The following is a 21,736-nucleotide window of genomic DNA, read 5'->3' as shown; positions in this document are numbered from 1 at the left end:
CACGCTGGCCCCGGGCACCCGTCAGGCCCGCCCCGGCGACCACACCCTCCGCCGCCGCGCAGCGACCGGCACCAGCCGAGGCAACGCGTAGGGCAGCTTCCCGTACCACGCGGCAGCCACCCCGTACCCGAACGCCAGGCACAGCACACCCCCCACCGCGTCCAGCCAGAAGTGGTTCGCCGTCGCCACGATCACCACCAGCGTGAGCGCCGGATACACCAGCCCCAGCACCCGCACCCACGGCACCGACGCCAACGCGAAGATCGTCAGGCCGCACCACACCGACCACCCGATGTGCATCGACGGCATCGCGGCGTACTGGTTGGACATGTTCTTCAGGTCACCGGACGCCATCGACCCCCACGTCTGGTGGACCATCACCGTGTCGACGAAGTGCCCGCCGTTCATCAGCCGGGGCGGCGCGAGCGGATACAGGTAGTAGCCGACCAGGGCGACACCCGTGGTCGCGAAGAGCACCAGCCGGGTCGCCGCGTAACGGCCGGGGTGACTGCGGAAGAGCCACACCAGGACACCCAGGGTCACCACGAAGTGCAGCGTGGCGTAGTAGTAGTTCATGCCGACGACGAGCCAAGTCACCGAGTTCACGGCGTGGTTGACGGACTCCTCGACGGCGATGCCCAGTTGCTGCTCGACGCGCCAGATCCAGTCGGCGTTGCGCAGGGCCGCCGTCCGCTGTTCCGGCACCGCGTTGCGGACCAGGGAGTACGTCCAGTAGCTGAGCGCGATCAGCAGGATCTCGAACCAGAGGCGGGGCCGGCGCGGGGCGCGGAGCCGACGCAGGAGTCCTCTCCCCGTCGTCTCAGTGACGGGGTGCCGAACGCCGTCCTCCTGGCGTTCCCGAGTCCTCACGGTCGCGTCACCCATAGGCATGAAGTCTGCCAGAAAAGCCCTGTCCCACCGATCATCCCCCAGGTGGATCCGACCCGCATCCGGCCCGGAGCCGCCGCCCCCCGAGGGGTCAGGGGCGGCCGCGCTCACCCGGTGCCGACGCCGTCGAGCCGCGCACCACCAGCTCCGGCATGAACACGAACTCGCTGTGCGGCGCGGGCGTCCCGCCGATCTCCTCGAGCAGCGTGCGCACCGCGGCCTGCCCCATCGCGGGCACCGGCTTGCGGACCGTCGTCAGCGGCGGGTCGGTGAAGGCGATCAGCGGCGAGTCGTCGAAGCCGACCACCGAGACGTCCTTGGGCACGTCCAGGCCCAGCTGCCGCGCCGCGCGTATCGCGCCCAGCGCCATCATGTCGCTGGCGCAGACCACCGCCGTGCAGTCCCGTCCGATGAGCGCGGAGGCCGCCGCCTGGCCGCCCTCCAGGGTGTACAACGAGTGCTGGACCAGCTCCTTCTCCACCGTCTCGGCGCTCAGGCCCAACTGCTCCTGGACCGTGCGCACGAAGCCCTCGATCTTGCGCTGCACCGGCACGAACCGCTTCGGCCCGAGGGCCAGCCCGATCCGGGTGTGGCCGAGCGAGACGAGGTGGGTGACCGCGAGGCTCATCGCGGCCCGGTCGTCGGGGGAGATGAACGGCGCCTGCACCTGCGAGGAGAAGCCGTCGACGAGGACGAACGGCACGCCCTGCGCGCGCAGCCGCTCGTAGCGCTGCATGTCGGCGGTGGTGTCGGCGTGCAGCCCCGAGACATAGATGATGCCGGCGACCCCGCGGTCGACCAGCATCTCGGTCAGCTCGTCCTCCGTGGAGCCGCCCGGCGTCTGGGTGGCGAGGACCGGCGTGTAGCCCTGGCGGGTCAGCGCCTGGCCGATGACCTGGGCCAGCGCCGGGAATATCGGGTTCTCCAGCTCCGGGGTGATCAGGCCCACCAGGCCCTCGCTGCGCTGCCGCAGCCGCACGGGGCGCTCGTAGCCCAGCACGTCGAGGGCAGCGAGCACGGACTGGCGGGGGGTGGCGGCGACGCCCGGCTTCCCGTTCAGGACGCGGCTGACGGTCGCTTCGCTCACCCCCGCCTGGGCGGCGATGTCGGCAAGCCGTGTGGTCACAGGGGTGGACTGTACCGGTCGGCCGCCGCCTTGCACACCGATCGGGCGCCGTGGGCGGCCGGTTGGACGGCCCGTCGGACGGCCCGGCGCGGGCTGCTGCGTCATCGCGCTCCCTCGAGAAAGTGGCGGCAAGAGCTTGCAGAGTCTTGCACAACCGGCCCGATACCGCTCGGACCCCGTAAACAAGCGTCTCATGACGGTCGCCGAGAGGTCACGCCCGGATAACTTCGGAGATCTCTTGCACATTTTTGCTGCAAGACCTTTCGCCGGGCTTTCAACGCTGTTACGTTCACGTCGCCCGACGGCGGCGATGACGCGGTCGGTGACGGCAGGAGCGGCGGACGGGCCCGCACCCTGCACCACACGGGCTTTCACCCTCAAGGAGAACTCATGCGGCGTGGCATAGCGGCCACCGCGCTGGTGGCGTCCCTCGCCCTGGCGGCGACGGCGTGCGGCGGAGACGACGGCGGCGACAGCGAGTCGGGCGGACCGGTCACCATCACTTACTGGGACACCTCCAACGCGACCAACGAGGCGCCGACCTACAAGGCCCTGGTCAAGGAGTTCGAGGCCGCCAACAAGGGCGTCAAGGTCAACTTCGTCAACGTGCCGTTCGACCAGGCGCAGAACAAGTTCGACACCGCCGCGGGATCCAAGGGCGCCCCCGACGTGCTGCGCTCCGAGGTCGGCTGGACGCCCGCCTTCGCCAAGAAGGGCTTCTTCCTGCCGCTGGACGGCACCGAGGCCCTCGCCGAGCAGGACAAGTTCCAGCCCAACCTGGTCGAGCAGGCCAAGTACGAGGGCAAGACCTACGGCGTCCCGCTGGTCACCGACACCCTCGCCTTCGTCTACAACAAGGAACTGTTCAAGAAGGCCGGCGTCGAGGCCCCCAAGACCTGGGACGACCTGAAGAAGGCCGCCGCCACCATCAAGGACAAGGCCGGCGTCGACGGCTACTGGGCCTCCACGGCCGGCTACTACGCGCAGCCGTTCCTGTACGGCGAGGGCACCGACACGGTCGACGCCGACGCCAAGAAGGTCACCGTCGACTCCGCCGAGGCGAAGAAGGGCTACGGCACCTGGCTGAGCCTCTTCAACGGCAAGGGCCTGCACAAGGCCGACACCACCGCGGACGCCTACGCCCACATCCAGGAGGCGTTCGTCAGCGGCAAGGTCGCCTCGATCATCCAGGGCCCGTGGGAGATCACCAACTTCTACAAGGGCTCGGCCTTCAAGGACAAGAACAACCTCGGCATCGCCACCGTCCCGGCCGGCTCCACCGGCAAGGCGGGCGCCCCGACCGGCGGCCACAACCTGTCGGTCTACGCCGGTTCGGACAAGGCCCACCAGGAGGCCGCGCTGAAGTTCGTGAAGTTCATGACCTCGGCGAAGTCCCAGGAGACCGTCGCCCTGAAGAACTCCACGCTGCCGACCCGCGACGACGCCTACACCGAGAAGGTCAAGGCCGACCCGGGCATCGCCGGCTTCCAGACGGTCCTGCCCGCCGCCCAGCCGCGCCCGGCGCTGCCCGAGTACAGCTCCCTGTGGACGCCGCTGGACGACGAGCTGCCCCAGATCGCCGGCGGCAAGCAGTCCCTGGACGAGGGACTGGGCGACGTCGAGACCGCGATCGCCAAGCTGGTGCCGGACTTCAGCAAGTAGGTCCACCCGACCGCCGGGCCCCCGCACCGGGGGAGGGGCCCGGCGGTCACCGGCCGTGCGCCCCGCCCCGACCGCTCACCCCTGACCTTCCCGATGCTCCCGAAGGTGTCGAACCATGACAGTCGCCATCGACCGCGCGACCGGCAAGCGCCGCGGTGACCGCACCCCGCGGCCCGGCCTCGGCCGCCGTCTGAAAGACGGCTACCAGAAGCACTGGTACGCCTACGCCATGATCGCGCCGGTGGCCGTCGTGATCGGCGTCCTCGTGCTGTACCCGCTGGGCTACGGCCTCTACCTCACCCTCACCGACGCCAACAGCCTCAACAGCGCGCGCACCATCGGCGTCAACGAGATCGAGGCCACCTACAAGTTCGTCGGCCTGGACAACTACGCCGACATCCTGTGGGGCCCGACGGCCTACGACCGCTTCTGGTCGCACTTCATCTGGACCGTCGTGTGGACGGCGGTCTGCGTCGGCCTGCACTTCTTCATCGGCCTCGGGCTCGCCCTGCTGCTCAACCAGAAGCTGCGCGGGCGCACCTTCTACCGGCTGATCCTGGTCCTGCCCTGGGCCGTGCCCACCTTCGTCACCGTCTTCGGCTGGCGCTTCATGCTCGCCGACCAGGGCATCATCAACTCCGCCCTGGACTGGCTGCACCTGCCGACGCCGGCGTGGCTGGAGGACACCTTCTGGCAGCGCTTCTCCGCGATCATGGTCAACACCTGGTGCGGTGTGCCGTTCATGATGGTCTCGCTCCTCGGCGGCCTCCAGTCCATCGACAACAGCCTCTACGAGGCCTCCGAGATGGACGGCGCCAACGCCTGGCAGCGCTTCCGCTACGTCACCCTGCCCGGTCTGCGGTCCGTCAGCTCCACCGTGGTCCTGCTCGGCATCATCTGGACCTTCAACCAGTTCGCCGTGATCTTCCTGCTGTTCGGCAACACCGCCCCCGACGCGCAGATCCTCGTCACCTGGGCGTACCAGCTCGGCTTCGGGCAGCAGCCGCGCGACTTCGCGCAGTCCGCGGCCTACGGCATCCTGCTGCTGGCCATCCTGATCGTCTTCACCTCCTTCTACCGCCGCTGGCTGAACCGCAATGAGCAGCAGCTCGCGAACTGAGGCAGGAGCCGCCATGAGTACAAGCACCGCGCCCACCCAGGCCCCCGCCGAGCAGATCACCGCGCCCGCCGCGCCGCCGCGCAAGGTGCGCCGCCGCGGCGAACGCAGCCGCGCCGCGTCGTTCGCCTCCCACGGCGTGCTGACCCTCGCGAGCCTCGTCGCGCTCTTCCCGGTCGGCTGGCTGGTCTACCTGTCCCTCGGCCCGGACAAGAACGACTACCTGCACCCCGGACGCATCTGGTCGAAGATGACCTTCGACAACTACGCGTTCGTGCTCCAGGACACCAACTTCTTCGACTGGCTGAAGAGTTCGCTGATCGTCTCGCTGGGCACCACCGTCATCGGCGTGCTGGTCGCCGCGACGACCGGCTACGCGGTCTCGCGGATGCGCTTCCCGGGCTACAAGAAGCTCATGTGGGTCCTGCTGGTCACCCAGATGTTCCCCATCGCGGTCCTGATCGTGCCGATGTACCAGATCCTGTCGAAGCTCCAGCTCATCGACAACTACTTCGGCCTGATCCTCGTCTACTGCTCCACCGCGGTGCCGTACTGCGCCTGGCTGCTCAAGGGCTACTTCGACACCATCCCGTTCGAGATCGACGAGGCCGGGCGGGTGGACGGGCTGAGCCCGTTCGGCACCTTCTTCCGGCTGATCCTGCCGCTGGCCCGGCCGGGCCTCGCGGTCGCCGGCTTCTACAGCTTCATCACGGCCTTCGGCGAGGTCGCCTTCGCCTCGACGTTCATGCTGAGCGACACGAAGTACACCTTCGCCGTCGGACTGCAGAGCTTCGTCAGCGAGCACGACGCGCAGCGCAACCTGATGGCGGCCACCGCCGTGCTCGTCGCGATACCCGTCTCCGCGTTCTTCTACCTCGTGCAGAAGAACCTGGTGACCGGCCTCACCGCGGGCGGCACGAAGGGCTGATCGCCGCCCGACCCGAAACGTCCGGCCGCGGTGCCATCCGACCCCGCTGCACCGCGGCCGGCCGCCTCTCGCGCCACCACGCCTCCACTCCGTTACGTACCAAGGACGACATGAGCCAGCAGCCTTCCGCCGCACCGGCCCCCACCTCCGCCGTCGCCACCGTCTCCGAGCGCCACGACTGGTGGCGGGACGCGGTCATCTACCAGGTGTACCCGCGCAGCTTCGCCGACAGCAACGGCGACGGCATGGGCGACCTGGAGGGCGTCCGCACCCGCCTGCCGTACCTGCGCGACCTGGGCGTGGACGCCGTGTGGCTCAGCCCCTTCTACGCCTCCCCGCAGGCCGACGCCGGCTACGACGTCGCCGACTACCGGGCCGTCGACCCCATGTTCGGCACCCTCCTGGACGCCGACGCGCTGATCCGCGACGCCCACGCGCTGGGCCTGCGCATCATCGTCGACCTGGTGCCCAACCACTCCTCCGACCAGTACGAGTGGTTCAAGCGCGCCCTGGCCGAGGGCCCCGGCTCCCCCTCCCGGGACCGCTACCACTTCCGCGCCGGCAAGGGGAAGAACGGCGAACTGCCGCCCAACGACTGGGAGTCCATCTTCGGCGGGCCCGCCTGGACCCGGGTCACCGAGCCCGACGGCACGCCGGGGGAGTGGTATCTGCACCTGTTCGCCCCCGAGCAGCCCGACTTCAACTGGGAGCACCCGGCCGTCGGCGACGAGTTCCGCTCCATCCTGCGGTTCTGGCTGGACATGGGCGTGGACGGCTTCCGCATCGACGTCGCGCACGGCATGGTGAAGGCCGAGGGCCTGCCCGACCTGGGATCCCACGAGCAGCTGAAACTGCTGGGCAACGATGTCATGCCGTTCTTCGACCAGGACGGCGTCCACGACATCTACCGCCAGTGGCGGCTGATCCTCGACGAGTACAGCGGCGAGCGCATCTTCGTCGCCGAGGCGTGGACCCCGACCGTCGAGCGCACGGCGAACTACGTCCGTCCCGACGAGCTGCACCAGGCGTTCAACTTCCAGTACCTGGGCACCCACTGGGACGCCGAGGAGCTGCGCACGGTCATCGACCGCACGCTGGACGCCATGCGCCCGGTCGGGGCCCCCGCCACCTGGGTCCTGTCCAACCACGACGTGACCCGGCACGCCACCCGCTTCGCCAACCCGGCGGGCCTCGGCACCCAGATCCGCCTGGCCGGCGACCGCGCACTGGGCCTGCGCAGGGCCCGCGCCGCGACCCTCCTGATGCTGGCCCTGCCCGGCTCCGCCTACGTCTACCAGGGTGAGGAGCTGGGCCTCCCGGACGTCGTCGACCTGCCCGACGAGGTACGCCAGGACCCGGCGTACTTCCGCGGCGCCGGCCAGGACGGCTTCCGCGACGGCTGCCGGGTGCCGATCCCGTGGACCCGTGCGGGCTCCTCGTACGGCTTCGGCGACGGCGGCAGCTGGCTGCCGCAGCCGGCGGGCTGGGGCGAGCTGAGCGTCGAGGCGCAGACCGGCGAGCCCGGCTCGACCCTGGAGCTGTACCGCGAGGCCCTGGCCGTCCGCCGCTCCACCGCCGACCTCGGCGCGGGGGACGCGGTCGAGTGGCTGCGCGCCCCCGAGGGCGTCGTCGCCTTCCGGCGCGGTGACTTCGTGTGCGTCGCCAACACCACCGGCGAGTCGGTGGCGATGCCCGCGTACGGGCGCGTCCTGCTGGCCAGCGGTGAGATCACCGAGGCGGCCGGCGAGGCGAAGGTACCGGCGGACACCACGGTGTGGTGGACCAGGGCCTGACACCACCCCCGGACCGCCCGAGGGCCCGCCACGTGCCGGACGGGCAGGTGGCGGGCGCTCGGCGACCGGTGTGCGGTAGACAGACCCCATGTCCGAGACGTATCCCTGGCCGGCCCCCGCCCCGCTGCGGGGAGCCCGCGTACAGCTGGAACCCCTGACGGTCGCACACTCCCGTGAAGCGGTGGACTTCCTCGACGACGTGCGTCTGCACCGGTGGATCGGCGGTTCTCCGCCCACCGAAGAGGAGTTGCAGCGGCGCTACCGGCGGCAGGCCGTGGGCCGGTCGCCCGACGGCCGGCAGGGCTGGCTGAACTGGATGCTGCGCCGGCACACCGACGGCAGGCTGGTCGGCACGGTGCAGGCGACGCTCCACCGGCCCGGCCCCGACCGGGTCGAGGCCGAGCTGGCCTGGGTCGTCGGTCACGCCTTCCAGGGCGCGGGCTACGGCAAGGAGGGCGCCGCCACCATGGCGCTGTGGCTGCGCGAGCGGGGAGTGTCGCGCTTCGTGGCCCATGTGCACCCGGAGCACCGGGCGTCGGCCGGGATCGCCCGGTCGCTGGGCATGGAACCGAGCGGTGAGGTACACGACTTCGAGGAGTTGTGGACCACCGCTCCGGACGCCGAGTGGCGGCCCGGCCGACGGATGTGAAAGTTCTTTCCGATGCTTTCAAGGCTCTTGCCGCAAGACTTGCGGCAGCGCTACGGTCTCGCCGGGGTCGGACCCAACGAGCCGTACTCGCAAGGAGCTCACGCCTGTGATACCGAGATGGCCGGTGCCCGTCACGCGCCGCACCGCACGAGTGAGACGGGTCGCGGCCGTCGCCGTGACCGCGCTCGCCGCCGCCCTGCTTCCCCCGCTCGCCGCGCGGGCGGACGCCCCGCCCGCGCCCCCGTCCGACGCGAAGCTGGCGAAGACCGCCGCCCGCCACGACCTGACGCGTGAGCAGTTCTACTTCGTCCTGCCGGACCGCTTCGCCAACGGCGACCCCCGCAACGACAAGGGCGGCCTGACCGGCACCCGGCTCACCACCGGCTACGACCCCACCGACAAGGGCTTCTACCAGGGCGGCGACCTCAAGGGCCTGACCGGGAAGCTCGACTACATCAAGGGCCTGGGCACCACGTCCATCTGGATGGCGCCCATCTTCAGGAACCAGCCCGTGCAAGGGACCGGCGAGAACGCCTCGGCCGGCTACCACGGCTACTGGATCACCGACTTCACCCAGGTCGACCCGCACTTCGGCACCAACCAGGACCTGAAGAACCTCATCTCCAAGGCCCACGCCAAGGGCATGAAGGTCTTCTTCGACGTCATCACCAACCACACCGCCGACGTCGTCGACTACGAGCAGAAGTCGTACGACTACCTCTCCAAGGGCGCCTTCCCCTACCTGACCGAGGACGGGCAGCCCTTCGACGACGCGGACTACGCCGACGGCTCGGGCCGCTTCCCCCGCGTGGACGCCGGTTCCTTCCCGCGCACGCCGGTCGTCCCGGCCGCCAAGAAGAACCTCAAGGTCCCCTCCTGGCTCAACGACCCGGCGATGTACCACAACCGGGGCGACTCCACCTGGGCCGGCGAGTCGGCCACCTACGGCGACTTCAACGGCCTCGACGACCTGTGGACCGAACGGCCCGAGGTCGTCAGCGGCATGGAGAAGATCTACCAGCGGTGGGTGAAGGACTTCGCCGTCGACGGCTTCCGGATCGACACCGTGAAGCACGTGAACATGGAGTTCTGGACCCAGTGGGCGACCGCGCTGGACGCCTACGCCGCCAAGAAGGGCCGCGACGACTTCTTCATGTTCGGCGAGGTCTACTCCGCCGACACCTCCGTCACCGCGCCCTACGTCACCCGGGGCCGCCTGGACTCCACGCTGGACTTCCCCTTCCAGGACGCGGCCCGCGCGTACGCCTCCCAGGGCGGCAGCGCCCGGAAGCTCGCCTCGGTCTTCGGCGACGACTACAAGTACACGACCGACAAGGCCAACGCGTACGAGCAGGTCACCTTCCTCGGCAACCACGACATGGGCCGCATCGGGACCTTCCTCAAACAGGACGACCCGAAGGCCACCGACGCCGAGCTGTTGAAGAAGGACAAGCTCGCCAACGAGCTGATGTTCCTCAGCCGCGGCAACCCGGTGATCTACTACGGCGACGAGCAGGGCTTCACCGGCGCCGGCGGCGACAAGGACGCCCGCCAGCCGATGTTCGCCTCCCGCACCGCGGACTACCTCGACGACGACCAGCTCGGCACCGACCGCACCCACGCCGAGGCGGCCTACGACCCGGGCGCACCGCTCTACCGGCAGATCAGCGCGCTCGCCAAGCTGCGCAAGGCCCACCCCGCCCTCGCCGACGGCGTCCAGACCGAGCGGTACGCCGCCGACGGCCCCGGCGTCTACGCCTTCTCCCGCACCGACGCGAAGACCGGCACCGAGTACGTCGTCGCCTTCAACAACGCCGACGCCGCGAAGACCGCCACCTTCGCCACCGGCACGCCCGGCATGACCTTCCGCGGCCTCTACGGCACCGACGCCACCGTCAAGTCCGGCGCCGACCAGAAGGTCACCGTCACGGTCCCCGCCGGATCGGCCGTCGTCCTCAAGGCCGCCCGCCGGCTCGCCGAGCCCGCCGCCGAGCCGGCCGTCACCCTCCGCGCCCCGGACCCCGGCGCCACCGGCACCGTCGAACTGACCGCCGACGTCGCGGGCGGACAGCTCAACCGCGTCGTCTTCGCCGCCCAGACCGGCGACGGCGCCTGGCGCACCCTCGGCACCGCCGACCACGCGCCCTACAAGGTCACCCACACCGTCGACGCGGACACCCCCGCCGGCACCGCCCTGCGCTACAAGGCGGTCGTCGTGGACTCGGCGGGCCGCACCACGAGCGCCATGGCCGCCTCCACCACCGGCACCCCGCCCGCCGAGGAGGTGCCCACCGCCGCCTCCCGGGACTACGCGGTCGTCCACTACAAGCGGGCGGACGGGAACTACGACGACTGGGGCCTGTACGCCTGGGGCGACCTCGCCGACGGCGAGGCGACCACCTGGCCGGACAGCCACCCCTTCACCGGCCGGGACGCCTACGGCGCCTTCGCCTACGTCAAGCTCAAGCCCGGCGCCGCCGACGTCGGCTTCCTCGTCATCGACAAGGACGGCGACAAGGACGTCGCCGCCGACCGCACCATCGACGTCACGCGGACCGGCGAGGTGTGGATCGAGCAGGGCAAGGAGCAGGTCGCCACGGAGCGGCCGGAGTACCCCGCCCAGGACACCGCCAAGGCCGTACTGCACTACCACCGCGCCGACGGCGACTACGACGGCTGGGGCCTGCACGTCTGGGGCGACGCCGCCAGCCCCACCGACTGGGCGAAGCCGCTCCAGCCGGTCAGGACCGACGCCTACGGCGCGGTCTTCGAGGTGCCCCTCACCGAGGGCGCGAGCAGCCTCAGCTACATCGTCCACAAGGGCGACGCGAAGGACCTGCCCACCGACCAGGCCCTGGACCTCAAGGCCGACGGCCACGAGGTGTGGCTGCTGAGCGGCCAGGAGCCGTATCTGCTGCCGCAGCCCGCGGGCTCCGCGGCGGCCGTCGACCTCACCACCTCCAAGGCGGTCTGGATCGACCGGAACACCGTCGCCTGGAACGGCTCCGAAGGCGCCGCCTCCACCCAGCTGCTCGCCTCCCGCACCGGTTCCATCGCCGCCGCGGACGGCAGGCTCACCGGCGACGACCAGCGGTGGCTCCGCCTCACGAGGAGCACCCTCACCGACGCGCAGAAGGCGAGGTTCCCGCACCTGAAGGAGTACACCGCCTGGTCGGTCGACCCGCGCGACCGCGACCGGGTCCGCGAGGCCCTGCGCGGCCAGGTCGTCGCCTCCCAGCGCACCGCCACCGGCGCCCTGCTCGCGGCGACGGGCGTGCAGACCGCGGGCGCCCTGGACGACCTGTACGCGGACCGGGCGACCGGAGCCGGCCTCGGCCCGGTCTTCCGGCACGGCAGGCCCACCCTCTCCGTGTGGGCGCCGACCGCACAGGACGTCTCCCTGGAGATCGGCGACCGCACCGTGCGGATGCGGCGCGACGACGCCACCGGCGTCTGGTCCGTCACCGGCCCGAAGTCCTGGAAGGGCAAGCACTACCGGTACGCCGTCAAGGTCTGGGCGCCCACCGCGGGCGAGGTCGTCACCAACAAGGTCACCGACCCGTACTCGCTCGCCCTGACCACCGACTCCGAGCGCAGCCTCGTCGTCGACCTGGACGACCGCTCCCTCGCCCCGCGCGGCTGGGCCGACTACGACAAGCCCGAGGCGGTGCCGCTCAGGGACGCCCAGATCCAGGAGCTGCACATCCGCGACTTCTCCGTCGCCGACCCGACGGCGGACGCGGACCACCGGGGCACCTACCTCGCCTTCACCGACGAGAAGAGCGACGGCTCGAAGCACCTGCGCGAGCTGGCCGAGGCCGGCACGTCCTACGTACACCTGCTGCCCGCCTTCGACATCGCCACCGTCCCCGAGAGGAAGTCCGAGCAGACGACGCCCGACTGCGACCTCGCCGCCCACCCGGCCGACTCCGAGAAGCAGCAGGAGTGCGTGACGAAGGCCGCCGCGAAGGACGCCTTCAACTGGGGCTACGACCCGTACCACTACACGGTCCCCGAGGGCTCCTACGCCACCGACCCGGACGGCACCGAGCGCACCGTCGAGTTCCGGAAGATGGTCAAGGCCCTCAACGACGACGGCCTGCGCGTCGTCATGGACGTCGTCTACAACCACACGGCCGCGAGCGGACAGGCGGAGACCAGCGTCCTCGACCGGATCGTGCCCGGCTACTACCAGCGGCTGCTCCCCGACGGCTCCGTGGCCGACAGCACCTGCTGCGCCAACACCGCCACCGAGAACGCCATGATGGGCAAGCTCGTCGTCGACTCGATCGTCACCTGGGCCAAGGAGTACAAGGTCGACGGCTTCCGCTTCGACCTCATGGGCCACCACCCGAAGGCCAACATCCTCGCGGTCAGGAAGGCGCTGGACGAGCTGACCCTCGCGAAGGACGGCGTCGACGGCAAGAAGATCATCCTGTACGGCGAGGGCTGGAACTTCGGCGAGGTCGCCGACGACGCCCGCTTCGTCCAGGCCACCCAGAAGAACATGGCCGGCACCGGCATCGCCACCTTCTCCGACCGGGCCCGCGACGCCGTGCGCGGCGGCGGCCCCTTCGACGAGGACCCCGGCGTCCAGGGCTTCGCCTCCGGCCTCTACACCGACCCGAACTCCTCGAAGGCCAACGGCACCGGGGCCGAGCAGAAGGCCCGCCTGCTGCACTACCAGGACCTGATCAAGGTCGGGCTGACCGGCAACCTCGCCGACTACGCCTTCACCGACACCGACGGCAAGGAGGTCAAGGGCTCCGAGGTCGACTACAACGGCGCCCCCGCCGGATACGCGGCGGCACCCGGCGACGCCCTCGCCTACGCCGACGCCCACGACAACGAGTCCCTGTTCGACGCGCTCGCGTTCAAGCTGCCGCAGGACACGTCCGCCGACGACCGGGCCCGCATGCAGGTCCTCGCCCTGGCGACCGCCGCCCTCTCGCAGGGCCCGGCGCTCTCCCAGGCGGGCACCGACCTGCTGCGCTCCAAGTCGCTGGACCGCAACTCCTACGACAGCGGCGACTGGTTCAACGCCCTCCACTGGAACTGCGCCGACGGCAACGGCTTCGGCCGGGGCCTGCCGCCGGCCGCCGACAACCGGGACAAGTGGCCCTACGCCAAGCCCCTGCTGGGCTCGGTGCGGGTCGGCTGCCCGCAGATCACCGGCGCCTCGGCGGCGTACCGGGACCTGCTGAAGATCCGTACGGGCGAGCGGGACTTCTCCCTCGCCACGGCCGGGCAGGTCCAGTCCCGGCTCTCCTTCCCGCTCTCCGGCGCGGACGAGACGCCCGGCGTGATCACCATGCGCCTCGGTGACCTCGTGGTCGTCTTCAACGCCACGCCCGAGCGGCAGGAGCAGCGCGTCGAGGCGGCGGCCGGGACCGGCTACCGGCTGCACCCGGTGCAGGCGGCGGGGGCGGACCCGGTGGTGAGGGAGTCGGCGTACGCGGCGAAGACCGGCACCTTCACCGTGCCGGCCCGTACGGTCGCCGTGTTCCAGCGGGCCGGCTGAGGGCGGGGGGACTGCGGTTAGGGTGAGCCCTGCTGTTGACGCAACGGGAGGGCTCATGCCGCAGATCACCGTCGACTACTCCGACCGGCTCGCCGACGACTTCGACCGGCCCGCCTTCGCGCGGGCCCTGCACGAGGCGGTCGTCGAGATCGCGGCCGCGAAGCCGCCGGCCTGCAAGACGCAGTTCCGCCGCACCCAGGACACCGTGGTCGGCCCGGACGCCGAGGGGCACGCCGTCGTGCACGTCACGCTCGGGCTGCTCGCCGGGCGCACCGACGAGACCAAGGTGCGGCTGACCGAGGCCGTGCTGGAACTGCTGCGGCAGTACGCCAAGCCGGGCGACGGCCTCGCGCTGCACGCCTCCGCCGAGGTCCGCGACCTGGACCCGTCGTACCGGAAGTTCGAGAGCTAGGTCCTAACCGGCCAGGGTGATCAGCCGGCCGACCAGGTCCCCGAAGGGGCCGTCGGCCGGCTCCTCCGCGATGACGCGGCGCAGGAGGGCGCCCATCTCCTCGTCGTAGGCGGCGCTCACCGCCAGCAGCGCGGCGAAGTCGTGCACGAGCTGCGCCTCCAGTTCCGCGCGCGGGATGCGGCGCCCGTCCAGCCAGAGCAGCGCCGTCGACTCCGCGAGCGAGATCCAGGAGCGGACGACCAGTTCCAGCCGCGCGGGCGGCTCGGTGACGTCCAGGTGCGAAAGGATCTGGACATACGCGGCCTGCCGTACGGAGTCCACGAGTGCGTTGGTCGTCGAGGAGCCGACGGCCGGGCCGCCGCGCATCAGGGCCGAGAAACCCGGGCCGTGCTCGTCGACGAAGGCGAAGTAGCGTCCCATCACGCGCAGCAGCCGCGCGCCCAGCGGGCCCTCGCGCGGCTCCACGAACCGGGCCGCCAGGTCGTCCGAGGCACGCTGCAACGCGGCCTCGTACAGGCTGAGTTTGCCGGGGAAGTAGTGGTAGACCAGCGGGCGCGAGATGCCCGCGGCCGACGCTATCTCGTCGATGGAGACCTCGTCGGGCGAGCGGCGGCTGAACAGATCGAGCGCGACGCCGATCAACTGCTGCCGCCGCTCCTCGACGCCCATTCTGCGGCGCACCCCGGTAGTCATACGAACACCTTACCGATCGAATCCGGCCCCGAACGGGCCGGACCGGGCATCGGCGTTCACATGTCGAGCACGAGCCGCACACCGCGGCACCGGGAGACACAGATGAGCATCGAGTCGCCGCGTTCCGAGTCGGTCAGCAGCTCGTCCCGGTGATCGATCTCGCCCTCCAGCACCTTCTGTTGGCAGGTCCCGCACCAGCCCTGCTCGCAGGAGTACGGCGTGTTCGGCAGCTCGGCGCGCACGGCGGCCAGCACCGAGGAGTCGCCGGGCACGGTCAGCGTGCGCCCGCTGCGGCGCAGCTCCACCTCGAACTCCCCGTCGCCGTCGGCCGTCGTACGCGGCGCGAACCGCTCCAGGTGCAGTGCGGCGCCCGCCGGGAGGCGTTCGGTGACGGCCGCCATCAGGCCCTCCGGGCCGCAGCAGTACACGGCCGCGCCCTCGGGCAGGTCCGCCAGGAAGGCGTCGAGATCGGGCCGCCCGGCCTCGTCCTCGGCGACGACGGCGACCCGCCCGCCGTCCGCGTCCAGCTTCTCGATCTCCTCCAGGAACGGCATCGACGCCCGCGTCCGCCCGCCGTACAGCAGCCGCCACTCGGTGCCCTCCGGCAGCGCCCGCAGCATCGGCAGCACGGGTGTGATGCCGATGCCCCCGGCGACGAACGCGTAGGCGGGCGCCTCGACCAGCGGGAAGCGGTTGCGCGGCCCGCGCACCTCCAGTTCCGTCCCCTCCTGCACCTGCTCGTGCACCTCGCGCGAGCCGCCCCGCCCGTCCTCGACCAGCCGCGCGGCCACGGTGTACGACGAGGTCTCCTCCGGGTCGCCGCACAGCGAGTACTGCCGTACGAGACCCGAGGGCAGCACCAGGTCCAGGTGGGCGCCCGGCTCCCAGCGCGGCAGGTCGGTCCCCTCCAGGCGCAGCCGCACCACCCCGTCGGCCAGCCGCTCGTGCGCGGTCACCAGCAGGGTCAGCGCGCGGGAGCGGGGCCGCCCCGAGACCGGCGGGTCCAGCGCGGGCAGCGGCCACAGCGGCGAGCCCTGGACCCGGCGCCGCAGCGCCCCGCGGACGACGAGCGCGGCACCGGCCGTACCGGCCGCGAGGAGCAGAGCCGTCACCGGCTTCGGATCCGGCCTCATGCGGCACTCTCCCGGGACTTCTCGGCGGTCACGGCGGCCACGGCGGCGGGGGAGCCGGCGAGGTAGGCGACGGCCTGCTCGGTGGAGCACTCCTTGGACGGGTGGTACGAGCGGCTCAGATAGCCGGGTATGGACCGGGTGATCGCGCCGGTCGAGGGCAGCAGGCCCTGCCGGCCGCGCCGGTGGAAGTCCCGGAACGTGGCCCGGCCGTCGACGAGCGTCGGGTCGTTCGCCATGAAGAACCTGGTCCCGCGCTGCCACAGGAACACCAGCGCGGTGAACGCCGTCGCCCAGGTCCGCACCCGCCGCGCGTAGTCCCCGTCCACATGCTGGAAGAGGTCGAAGGCGACGGAGCGGTGCTCGACCTCCTCGGCGCCGTGCCAGCGCAGCAGGTCCAGCATGGTCGGATCGGCGCCCCGCCGGTCCAGCGCGTCCGCGTTGAGGACCCAGTCGCCGAGGAAGGCCGTGTAGTGCTCGATCGCCGCGATCAGCGCCACCCGCTCCAGCAGCCACCAGCGGCGCGGGCGCCCCGGCGGCAGGGTGCGGTCGCCGAGCAGCTTCTCGAAGAGCCAGTCGACCTGCGCGGTGTACGGCGTCGGGTCGAGCCCCTGGTCCCGCAGATGCGGCAGCACCTCGTCGTGGGCCTGGGAGTGCATCGCCTCCTGCCCGATGAACCCGATGACGTCCTCGCGCAGCCGCTCGTCCCGGATGTACGGCAGCACCTGCTGGTAGACGTGCACGAACCACCGCTCCCCGGCGGGCAGCAGCAGGTGCAGCACGTTGATGGTGTGGGTCGTGAAGGGGTCCCCCGGCACCCAGTGCAGCGGTGTGTCCGCCCAGGCGAAGGACACCTTCCGGGCCTTGAGCGGGACATGCTTGTGAGACATGGCGTCAATGTACTGACGGGTACGGTCCGGCGGAACCCTCCTGCCGGTACTTGTTGACGCCAGTGTCAACTAGGCCGGTGCCGACCAGGCCGGTGCCGACCAGGCCGGTGCCGACCAGGCCGGTGCCGACCAGGCCGGCACCGGCTAGCGCAGGCCGCCGATCGTCCGCCCGCCGTCCAGCGTGCCCTTCAGTTCGGCCCGCGCACCCTGCTCGGCCTGGGCCGTCAGCAGGTTGCCGTCGGCGGCGTCCTCGATGCCGCCCGTCGCCTCGATCGACTCGGTGTCCGGGCCGCCCGCCGCGAGCAGGTACCAGTGCCCGCCCTCCGACTTCCACAGCACCCCGGCCAGCACCTGCGGATCACGCTCGCCGCACGCCGGCACGTCCTGCGCCTTCGCCGCCACCGCGCCCTGCGCCCCGCCCGGCGTCCGGAACTGCGCCAGCACCCGGGCCCCTTCGCCGCGCCAGGTCTCGGCGCGGGTGCACACCCAGTCTCCCGACCCCGTCCCGTCGGGCAGCGGCTGCCTCGCGAACTCCCAGGCGTTCACCGACCGCACCCCCTGCCCGCGCACCGTGCCCAGCGAGCACGCGTACGGCGCCCAGGCAGCCAGCGCCTTCCCGCCCGAGGCGTCCTTCGCGGAACCGGGGCGCCCGGTGGTGAGCCGGGCCGGCACCAGCTCGCCCAGGTCGGTCACCACCCGGGTGTCCGAACCGTCGGTCAGCTCCAGCACGTTCCACGACGTGCACGCCCCGGACCGCTGCTGCACCGGGCTGGCCAGCGGGGACGTCACGCCGTCGGTGAGCGTCAGCTCCCTGGGTCCGGAGGCCGCCCCGGCGAGATCGCGCCCGGCCGCCTCCGTCACCCACGGGGCCGTCAGATAGCGGACATTGCCGTCGGCCCGGCCCAGGACCACCGCGGTCGCCGTGGCCCGCCCGGCCCCGTCGGTCCGCGCGAAGTCCAGGGCGGCACCGGCGGAACCGTCCTTCGGCTCGGCGTACCGGACGAGGCGCAGACCGTCGTGCAGGATCACCACCTGCGCGTTGTCCACGTTCCCGGCGTACAGCAGCTGCGGCGGACCGGCCGGACCGCCGGTCTGGGTCCCCGGCGTCGCGGACACCCCCACGCTCTCGCCGGGCCGGGCCCACACGGCCAGGGCGCGGCGCAGCAGCTCCTCGTCGCCGGTGAGGTCACCGCGCGCCGGCCACACCGAGAAGTCCGTGCGCGCGGACGTCTCCCACGCGGCGGGCGCGGCCTTCGCCAGCCTGCCCGGATCGAGCGCGGCCTCGGCCGCCGGGTTCCGCGCGTACGGCGGGGCGGCGGCGCCGTCCGGCCCCCAGCCGTCCCCGGGCAGGCCGAGGAGCGCCGCGCACACCACCAGCGCCGCCCCGGCGACCAGCGCGGCCTTCATGTGCTGCCGCCGACGCAGCAGATCGGTCGGCCGGGCCTGCAACGAGCAGGGGTCGAACTCGGGCGAGCCGAGCAGCGCGTACTGCCCCGGCACCCCGTCGGCCTCCCGCAGCGCGGCGTCCACGTCGGCGACCCCGGCGGCCGCGAGCACCTGCCGCACCCCGTCGTCGGGGAGCCGCTCCAGACCGCGCAGCACGTACGCCGCCCGGCCGGGACCGGAGAGGGCGGACAGCTTCTGGTCCAGGGCGAGTTCGTCCGCGCCGCCCGAGCGCGGGAAGAGCTTGAGACCCCGCACGTGGGGCAGCACCGGCGGCAACTGCGACCGCCTGGGCCAGGCCCGCCGCCGCAGCGGAAGCCCCGCCTCCAGCGCCGTACGCACCACCCGCAGCCGGACCAGCGCGTACCCGGGGTCGACCTCGCGGCCGGTCGCCTGGGCCGGGATCACCGGGGTCGTCGTCCGGTTGCGGGGCAGGGCGCGCTGGGTGAGCGCGTGCGCGGTCAGGACCCGGCGGCCCCGGCCGAGACCCGGCGGCAGCACCAGGTAGGCCAGCCGGGCCAGGCGCGGATAGTGCTCGACGAGCGCGGCCTCGGCCTGCTCGACGTCGACGACCGGGTCGGCCGGGGAGGCGGCGGACGGTGCGGGGCGCGGGGCGACATCCTGTGGCTGCACGTTCAGCAGAACGAGCGAACGGGGCGATGGTCACCGTACGACCGGCCCGCGCGGGGTGACGCTACTCCTCCGGTTCCACCAGCAGCCGCGCGTAGTTGGCCATCGAGCGCTGGTAGCGCGGCAGATGGGGCGCGAGCGCGCCGAGTACCAGGGCCAGGCCCTCGCGGTCGCGGCCCATGCTGGACAGGCAGAGCGCGAGCGTGGCCCGCACGGCGTCGTCCAACTCGTCCGAATGCGCCACCAGTTCCGGCGAGAGCAGCCGCACGCCCTCCTCCGGGTGCCCGGTGTTCCGCAGGGAGCTGGAGAGCTGGATCTTCGCCCGGCGACCCTTGTAGGCGCTGGCCTCGCCGAGCCCGCGCTCCAGCGCCTCGCGGTACAGCGGCACCGCCCGGTCGGAGTGGCCCGTCGAGTCCCAGGCGCAGGCCCGCTCGAACAGGCCGAGGGGGCTGTCGGCGGGCAACTCGTCGGCGAGGGCGTCGATGACCGCCCGGAAGTCGGCGGCACCCTCCTCGGCGTAGTCGTCGAATGCCGCCCAGGCGGCCGTCACGCGCTCTTCCCAGTCCTGGTCCACGGTGCCACTCTCGCACGCCGTCCGCACAACGGCACCCGAGCTCCTGAGTACTTCGCGCCCCGCGCCCGTATCGATGACGAGAGCCCCCAGGGGCTCCGTGCGGCATGTCGCCACAGCGGACCGGAGGAACACATGAGGCTGACCCGACCGATGCTCGCGCCGGCCGCCCTGGCGGCGGCCCTGGCACTGACGGGCTGCGGCGCCGACGGGGACGGTGCGGAGGCCGTACCCGCGACGGCGAGCGGCAGCCTGGAACACCTGGCCGCCGAGGCCGAGTGCGCCCCGGACATGCAGACCGACGCGGACACCATCCGCCAGGCCCTGTGCGGCAAGGGCGACGGGAAGTACGTCCTCGCCACCTTCTCCACCGACCGCGGCCAGCGCGAGTGGATCAACACCGCCAAGGACTACGGCGGCTACTACCTCGTCGGCCGCAAATGGGTCGCCGTCGGCCACGAGGACGTGGTGGCCAACCTGCGCGGCCGGCTCGGCGGGACCCTGGAGCAGGGCGTCCAGCACGGGGGCGGCGGTGGGCACTCGGCCGGGCACGGCGAGCACGCCGGGCACGGCGGCTGACGGACGCGGACGCGCGAAGAGGGCCGGTGACGGATGTCCGTCACCGGCCCTCTCCCCCTACCGGGCCGGTACCGCTACTGGCAGTCCTCGCCGCGGTTGATGCAGTCGACCACCTCGTTCATCAGGTCCTCGTCCATGACGTTGATGAAGTCGTTGTGATCGGTGATGGGTTTGTGCAACTGCTCCGGGAAGCTGTCCACGGCGTACGGGTTCCGCACCTGGCCGTTCTCGACGGCCGGGGTGGGGATGTCGTACGCGAGACGGACCTGGAGCTGGGGAACGGCCTGGAAGCCGTTCGGGCAGCTGCCGTCCTCCTGGACGAACGCCATGTGGTCCCGGTGGTTGGCGCTGTCGATGTTCTGACCGTCCCAGCAGCTCTGGAAGTTGGTCGTCCGCAGCACCTGGCTGCCCTCGGGGCACAGCGGGTACTTGTCCGTCACCTGCCGGTCCTCGAAGCCCGAGCAGCTCCACGAGGTGTTGGCGTTCGCGTCGCCGTTGGTGAAGGACTTGGCGTCACCGGTGATGATGCGCAGGAACTTCGGCATCGCGACCACGTCGCCCTGCCGGCTGCCGACGAACTTCAGCTCGGCCTTGGCAGGCTTGAGGATCTTGCCGATGTTGCCCTCGGCGCCACCGCCCTGGTCGTTCGCGTCGAACTCCTGCGTACCGTCCTGGAGGCGCAGCACCGGCCAGTAGTACGTGGACTTGTCGCCCTGGTTCTGGCACGAGGTGTCCGCGTTCGCCAGGTCCTCGTCGCTGGAGAAGGCGTCGTTGTCCTGGTTGCCGACGTAGTCGTGCGTGTGGTGCGCGCCGTTGTCGACACCCGGGGCGGCGATCAGGTTGTCGCTGTTGAACAGGTTGTTCTCGTTGACGCCGCAGTCCGTGGTGAAGGTGCCGGCGGAGCCGCCGTCGCCGTTGGCGGCCAGGCCGTTGCGGCTGTCGCGGGAGTTGGGCTGGACGTCGTTGATGTCGATGAAGTCGTCGGCGACCGGACCGGCGACACCGTTGCCGTTGTCGTCCTGGTTCTGCCCGCCGTCGCCCTGGCCACCGTCGCCCTGGCCGTCACCGTTCTGGCCATCACCGTTCTGACCGCCGCCGTCCTGGCCACCGTCGCCCTGGCCGCCGTTCTGGCCGTCGCCGTTCTGCTGCTGGTCCGCGGGACGTCCCTGGCATCCGGCCAGCTCGTCCAGGTTGTCGTCGGCCTTGCCGCCGGCCCGGTTGATCTCCAGCTGGATCCGGTCGATGAGCGCCTTCCGCCGGTCCTTGAGCGGCCCGAGAATGCTGTTCTGGACGAACTGCGCGTCACCCGCCTGCGCCCGCCGCGTGGTGGCCAGGCGCTGGTAGGCGTCGGTGATCTGGCTGTCCATCGAGGCCAGTTCGCCGTCCACCTCCCCGCGCGCCCGGTCCGGCACGTCACGGATCTGCTGACCGACGTCGGGGCAGTCGATCGTCGCGACCTGCGCGGCGGCCGACCTGGTCCGGTTCTGGCCGGAATGCTCCTCGTGCGCCGAAGCGTAGAAATTGGCCCAGACCAGCCCGCCCCCGCCGACCGCCAGGGCCGCCGCCCCGGCTACGATCTTGGTGGCCAGCGGCGTACGGCGTTTTCTTGTGTTGCGTCCCATGGAACTCCTCTGACTTCCTTGCGGGGCATCGCTTGCGGGGCATCGAGGGCGCCCGACAGGAGTGAAGCGGCTCCCATCCATA

Annotated in this window: 16 protein-coding genes; 8 read left to right on the top strand and 8 right to left on the bottom strand. The window is 71.6% G+C overall.

All coding sequences use genetic code 11. The features are described 5' to 3' along the window. Positions 1 to 21 precede the first annotated feature (21 nt). Together BZZ08_RS04845 and BZZ08_RS04840 are read right to left on the bottom strand one after the other, a co-directional pair. Positions 22 to 885, bottom strand: a complete 864-nt coding sequence (locus tag BZZ08_RS04845) for a phosphatase PAP2 family protein (protein ID WP_104630881.1) — start codon at positions 883 to 885, stop codon at positions 22 to 24. A gap of 94 nt (positions 886 to 979) precedes the next feature. Further along, on the bottom strand, positions 980 to 2,014 hold the full coding sequence (locus tag BZZ08_RS04840) for a LacI family DNA-binding transcriptional regulator (protein WP_104630880.1): 1,035 nt from the start codon (positions 2,012 to 2,014) through the stop codon (positions 980 to 982). 390 nt (positions 2,015 to 2,404) lie between these two features. On the opposite strand from BZZ08_RS04840, the gene BZZ08_RS04835 reads away from it, so the two are divergent. The 7 genes from BZZ08_RS04835 to BZZ08_RS04805 all read left to right on the top strand — a co-directional run bounded on the left by BZZ08_RS04835 (position 2,405) and on the right by BZZ08_RS04805 (position 14,096). Next, positions 2,405 to 3,676 carry an extracellular solute-binding protein gene (locus BZZ08_RS04835; RefSeq protein WP_104630879.1) on the top strand — a complete coding sequence of 424 codons (1,272 nt, stop codon included), beginning with the start codon at positions 2,405 to 2,407 and terminating at the stop codon, positions 3,674 to 3,676. Positions 3,677 to 3,791: 115 nt separating this feature from the next. Continuing rightward, positions 3,792 to 4,796 carry a carbohydrate ABC transporter permease gene (locus tag BZZ08_RS04830; RefSeq protein ID WP_104630878.1) on the top strand — a complete coding sequence of 335 codons (1,005 nt, stop codon included), beginning with the start codon at positions 3,792 to 3,794 and terminating at the stop codon, positions 4,794 to 4,796. A gap of 13 nt (positions 4,797 to 4,809) precedes the next feature. Beyond that, on the top strand, positions 4,810 to 5,721 hold the full coding sequence (locus tag BZZ08_RS04825; RefSeq protein WP_104630877.1) for a sugar ABC transporter permease: 912 nt from the start codon (positions 4,810 to 4,812) through the stop codon (positions 5,719 to 5,721). A gap of 110 nt (positions 5,722 to 5,831) precedes the next feature. Next, positions 5,832 to 7,514 carry a glycoside hydrolase family 13 protein gene (locus BZZ08_RS04820; RefSeq protein ID WP_104630876.1) on the top strand — a complete coding sequence of 561 codons (1,683 nt, stop codon included), beginning with the start codon at positions 5,832 to 5,834 and terminating at the stop codon, positions 7,512 to 7,514. Positions 7,515 to 7,602: 88 nt separating this feature from the next. Continuing rightward, positions 7,603 to 8,163 (top strand): GNAT family N-acetyltransferase, encoded by a 561-nt coding sequence (locus BZZ08_RS04815; protein WP_104630875.1) that lies wholly within the window; start codon positions 7,603 to 7,605, stop codon positions 8,161 to 8,163. 106 nt (positions 8,164 to 8,269) lie between these two features. Beyond that, a complete protein-coding gene (pulA, locus tag BZZ08_RS04810; protein WP_198601290.1) occupies positions 8,270 to 13,684 on the top strand; it encodes a pullulanase-type alpha-1,6-glucosidase in 5,415 nt (1,804 codons plus the stop codon). A gap of 55 nt (positions 13,685 to 13,739) precedes the next feature. Then, the gene (locus BZZ08_RS04805; RefSeq protein WP_104630873.1) at positions 13,740 to 14,096 is read left to right on the top strand and encodes a 5-carboxymethyl-2-hydroxymuconate Delta-isomerase; all 357 of its coding nucleotides are present in this window, start codon (positions 13,740 to 13,742) and stop codon (positions 14,094 to 14,096) included. Positions 14,097 to 14,099: 3 nt separating this feature from the next. Here the strand turns inward: BZZ08_RS04805 and BZZ08_RS04800 are convergent, their stop codons facing one another. The 5 genes from BZZ08_RS04800 to BZZ08_RS04780 all read right to left on the bottom strand — a co-directional run bounded on the left by BZZ08_RS04800 (position 14,100) and on the right by BZZ08_RS04780 (position 19,456). Further along, positions 14,100 to 14,765: a TetR/AcrR family transcriptional regulator gene (locus BZZ08_RS04800; protein WP_198601303.1), complete on the bottom strand. Its 666-nt coding sequence runs from the start codon at positions 14,763 to 14,765 to the stop codon at positions 14,100 to 14,102. Between the two features lie 80 nt (positions 14,766 to 14,845). Continuing rightward, positions 14,846 to 15,922: a PDR/VanB family oxidoreductase gene (locus tag BZZ08_RS04795; protein WP_104630871.1), complete on the bottom strand. Its 1,077-nt coding sequence runs from the start codon at positions 15,920 to 15,922 to the stop codon at positions 14,846 to 14,848. Beyond that, a complete protein-coding gene (locus tag BZZ08_RS04790) occupies positions 15,919 to 16,809 on the bottom strand; it encodes a metal-dependent hydrolase (protein ID WP_104630870.1) in 891 nt (296 codons plus the stop codon). The genes BZZ08_RS04795 and BZZ08_RS04790 overlap by 4 nt, the downstream gene beginning before the upstream one ends. 144 nt (positions 16,810 to 16,953) lie before the next feature. After that, the gene (locus tag BZZ08_RS04785; RefSeq protein ID WP_104630869.1) at positions 16,954 to 18,885 is read right to left on the bottom strand and encodes a hypothetical protein; all 1,932 of its coding nucleotides are present in this window, start codon (positions 18,883 to 18,885) and stop codon (positions 16,954 to 16,956) included. Positions 18,886 to 18,946: 61 nt separating this feature from the next. Beyond that, the gene (locus tag BZZ08_RS04780; protein ID WP_241965381.1) at positions 18,947 to 19,456 is read right to left on the bottom strand and encodes a tetratricopeptide repeat protein; all 510 of its coding nucleotides are present in this window, start codon (positions 19,454 to 19,456) and stop codon (positions 18,947 to 18,949) included. A 132-nt stretch (positions 19,457 to 19,588) separates the two neighbouring features. On the opposite strand from BZZ08_RS04780, the gene BZZ08_RS04775 reads away from it, so the two are divergent. Further along, on the top strand, positions 19,589 to 20,032 hold the full coding sequence (locus BZZ08_RS04775) for a hypothetical protein (RefSeq protein WP_104630867.1): 444 nt from the start codon (positions 19,589 to 19,591) through the stop codon (positions 20,030 to 20,032). Between the two features lie 74 nt (positions 20,033 to 20,106). Here the strand turns inward: BZZ08_RS04775 and BZZ08_RS04770 are convergent, their stop codons facing one another. After that, on the bottom strand, positions 20,107 to 21,654 hold the full coding sequence (locus BZZ08_RS04770) for a DUF1996 domain-containing protein (protein WP_104630866.1): 1,548 nt from the start codon (positions 21,652 to 21,654) through the stop codon (positions 20,107 to 20,109). Between the last annotated feature and the right edge of the window lie 82 nt (positions 21,655 to 21,736).

Source organism: Streptomyces sp. MH60, assembly GCF_002939385.1.
GTDB lineage: Bacteria > Actinomycetota > Actinomycetes > Streptomycetales > Streptomycetaceae > Streptomyces.
Note: the sequence above shows the minus strand (reverse complement) of the source record. Positions and strands in the feature narration are given on the sequence as shown.

Bases quoted from the DNA above. Each gene is read 5' to 3' on its own strand.
- BZZ08_RS04790 (WP_104630870.1), bottom strand. From the start codon at position 16,809: ATGTCTCACAAGCATGTCCCGCTCAAGGCCCGGAAGGTGTCCTTCGCC.
- BZZ08_RS04805 (WP_104630873.1), top strand. From the start codon at position 13,740: ATGCCGCAGATCACCGTCGACTACTCCGACCGGCTCGCCGACGACTTC.
- BZZ08_RS04775 (WP_104630867.1), top strand. From the start codon at position 19,589: ATGAGGCTGACCCGACCGATGCTCGCGCCGGCCGCCCTGGCGGCGGCC.
- BZZ08_RS04800 (WP_198601303.1), bottom strand. From the start codon at position 14,765: ATGGGCGTCGAGGAGCGGCGGCAGCAGTTGATCGGCGTCGCGCTCGAT.
- BZZ08_RS04845 (WP_104630881.1), bottom strand. From the start codon at position 885: ATGGGTGACGCGACCGTGAGGACTCGGGAACGCCAGGAGGACGGCGTT.
- BZZ08_RS04830 (WP_104630878.1), top strand. From the start codon at position 3,792: ATGACAGTCGCCATCGACCGCGCGACCGGCAAGCGCCGCGGTGACCGC.
- BZZ08_RS04820 (WP_104630876.1), top strand. From the start codon at position 5,832: ATGAGCCAGCAGCCTTCCGCCGCACCGGCCCCCACCTCCGCCGTCGCC.
- BZZ08_RS04770 (WP_104630866.1), bottom strand. From the start codon at position 21,654: ATGGGACGCAACACAAGAAAACGCCGTACGCCGCTGGCCACCAAGATC.
- BZZ08_RS04795 (WP_104630871.1), bottom strand. From the start codon at position 15,922: ATGAGGCCGGATCCGAAGCCGGTGACGGCTCTGCTCCTCGCGGCCGGT.
- BZZ08_RS04815 (WP_104630875.1), top strand. From the start codon at position 7,603: ATGTCCGAGACGTATCCCTGGCCGGCCCCCGCCCCGCTGCGGGGAGCC.
- BZZ08_RS04835 (WP_104630879.1), top strand. From the start codon at position 2,405: ATGCGGCGTGGCATAGCGGCCACCGCGCTGGTGGCGTCCCTCGCCCTG.
- BZZ08_RS04825 (WP_104630877.1), top strand. From the start codon at position 4,810: ATGAGTACAAGCACCGCGCCCACCCAGGCCCCCGCCGAGCAGATCACC.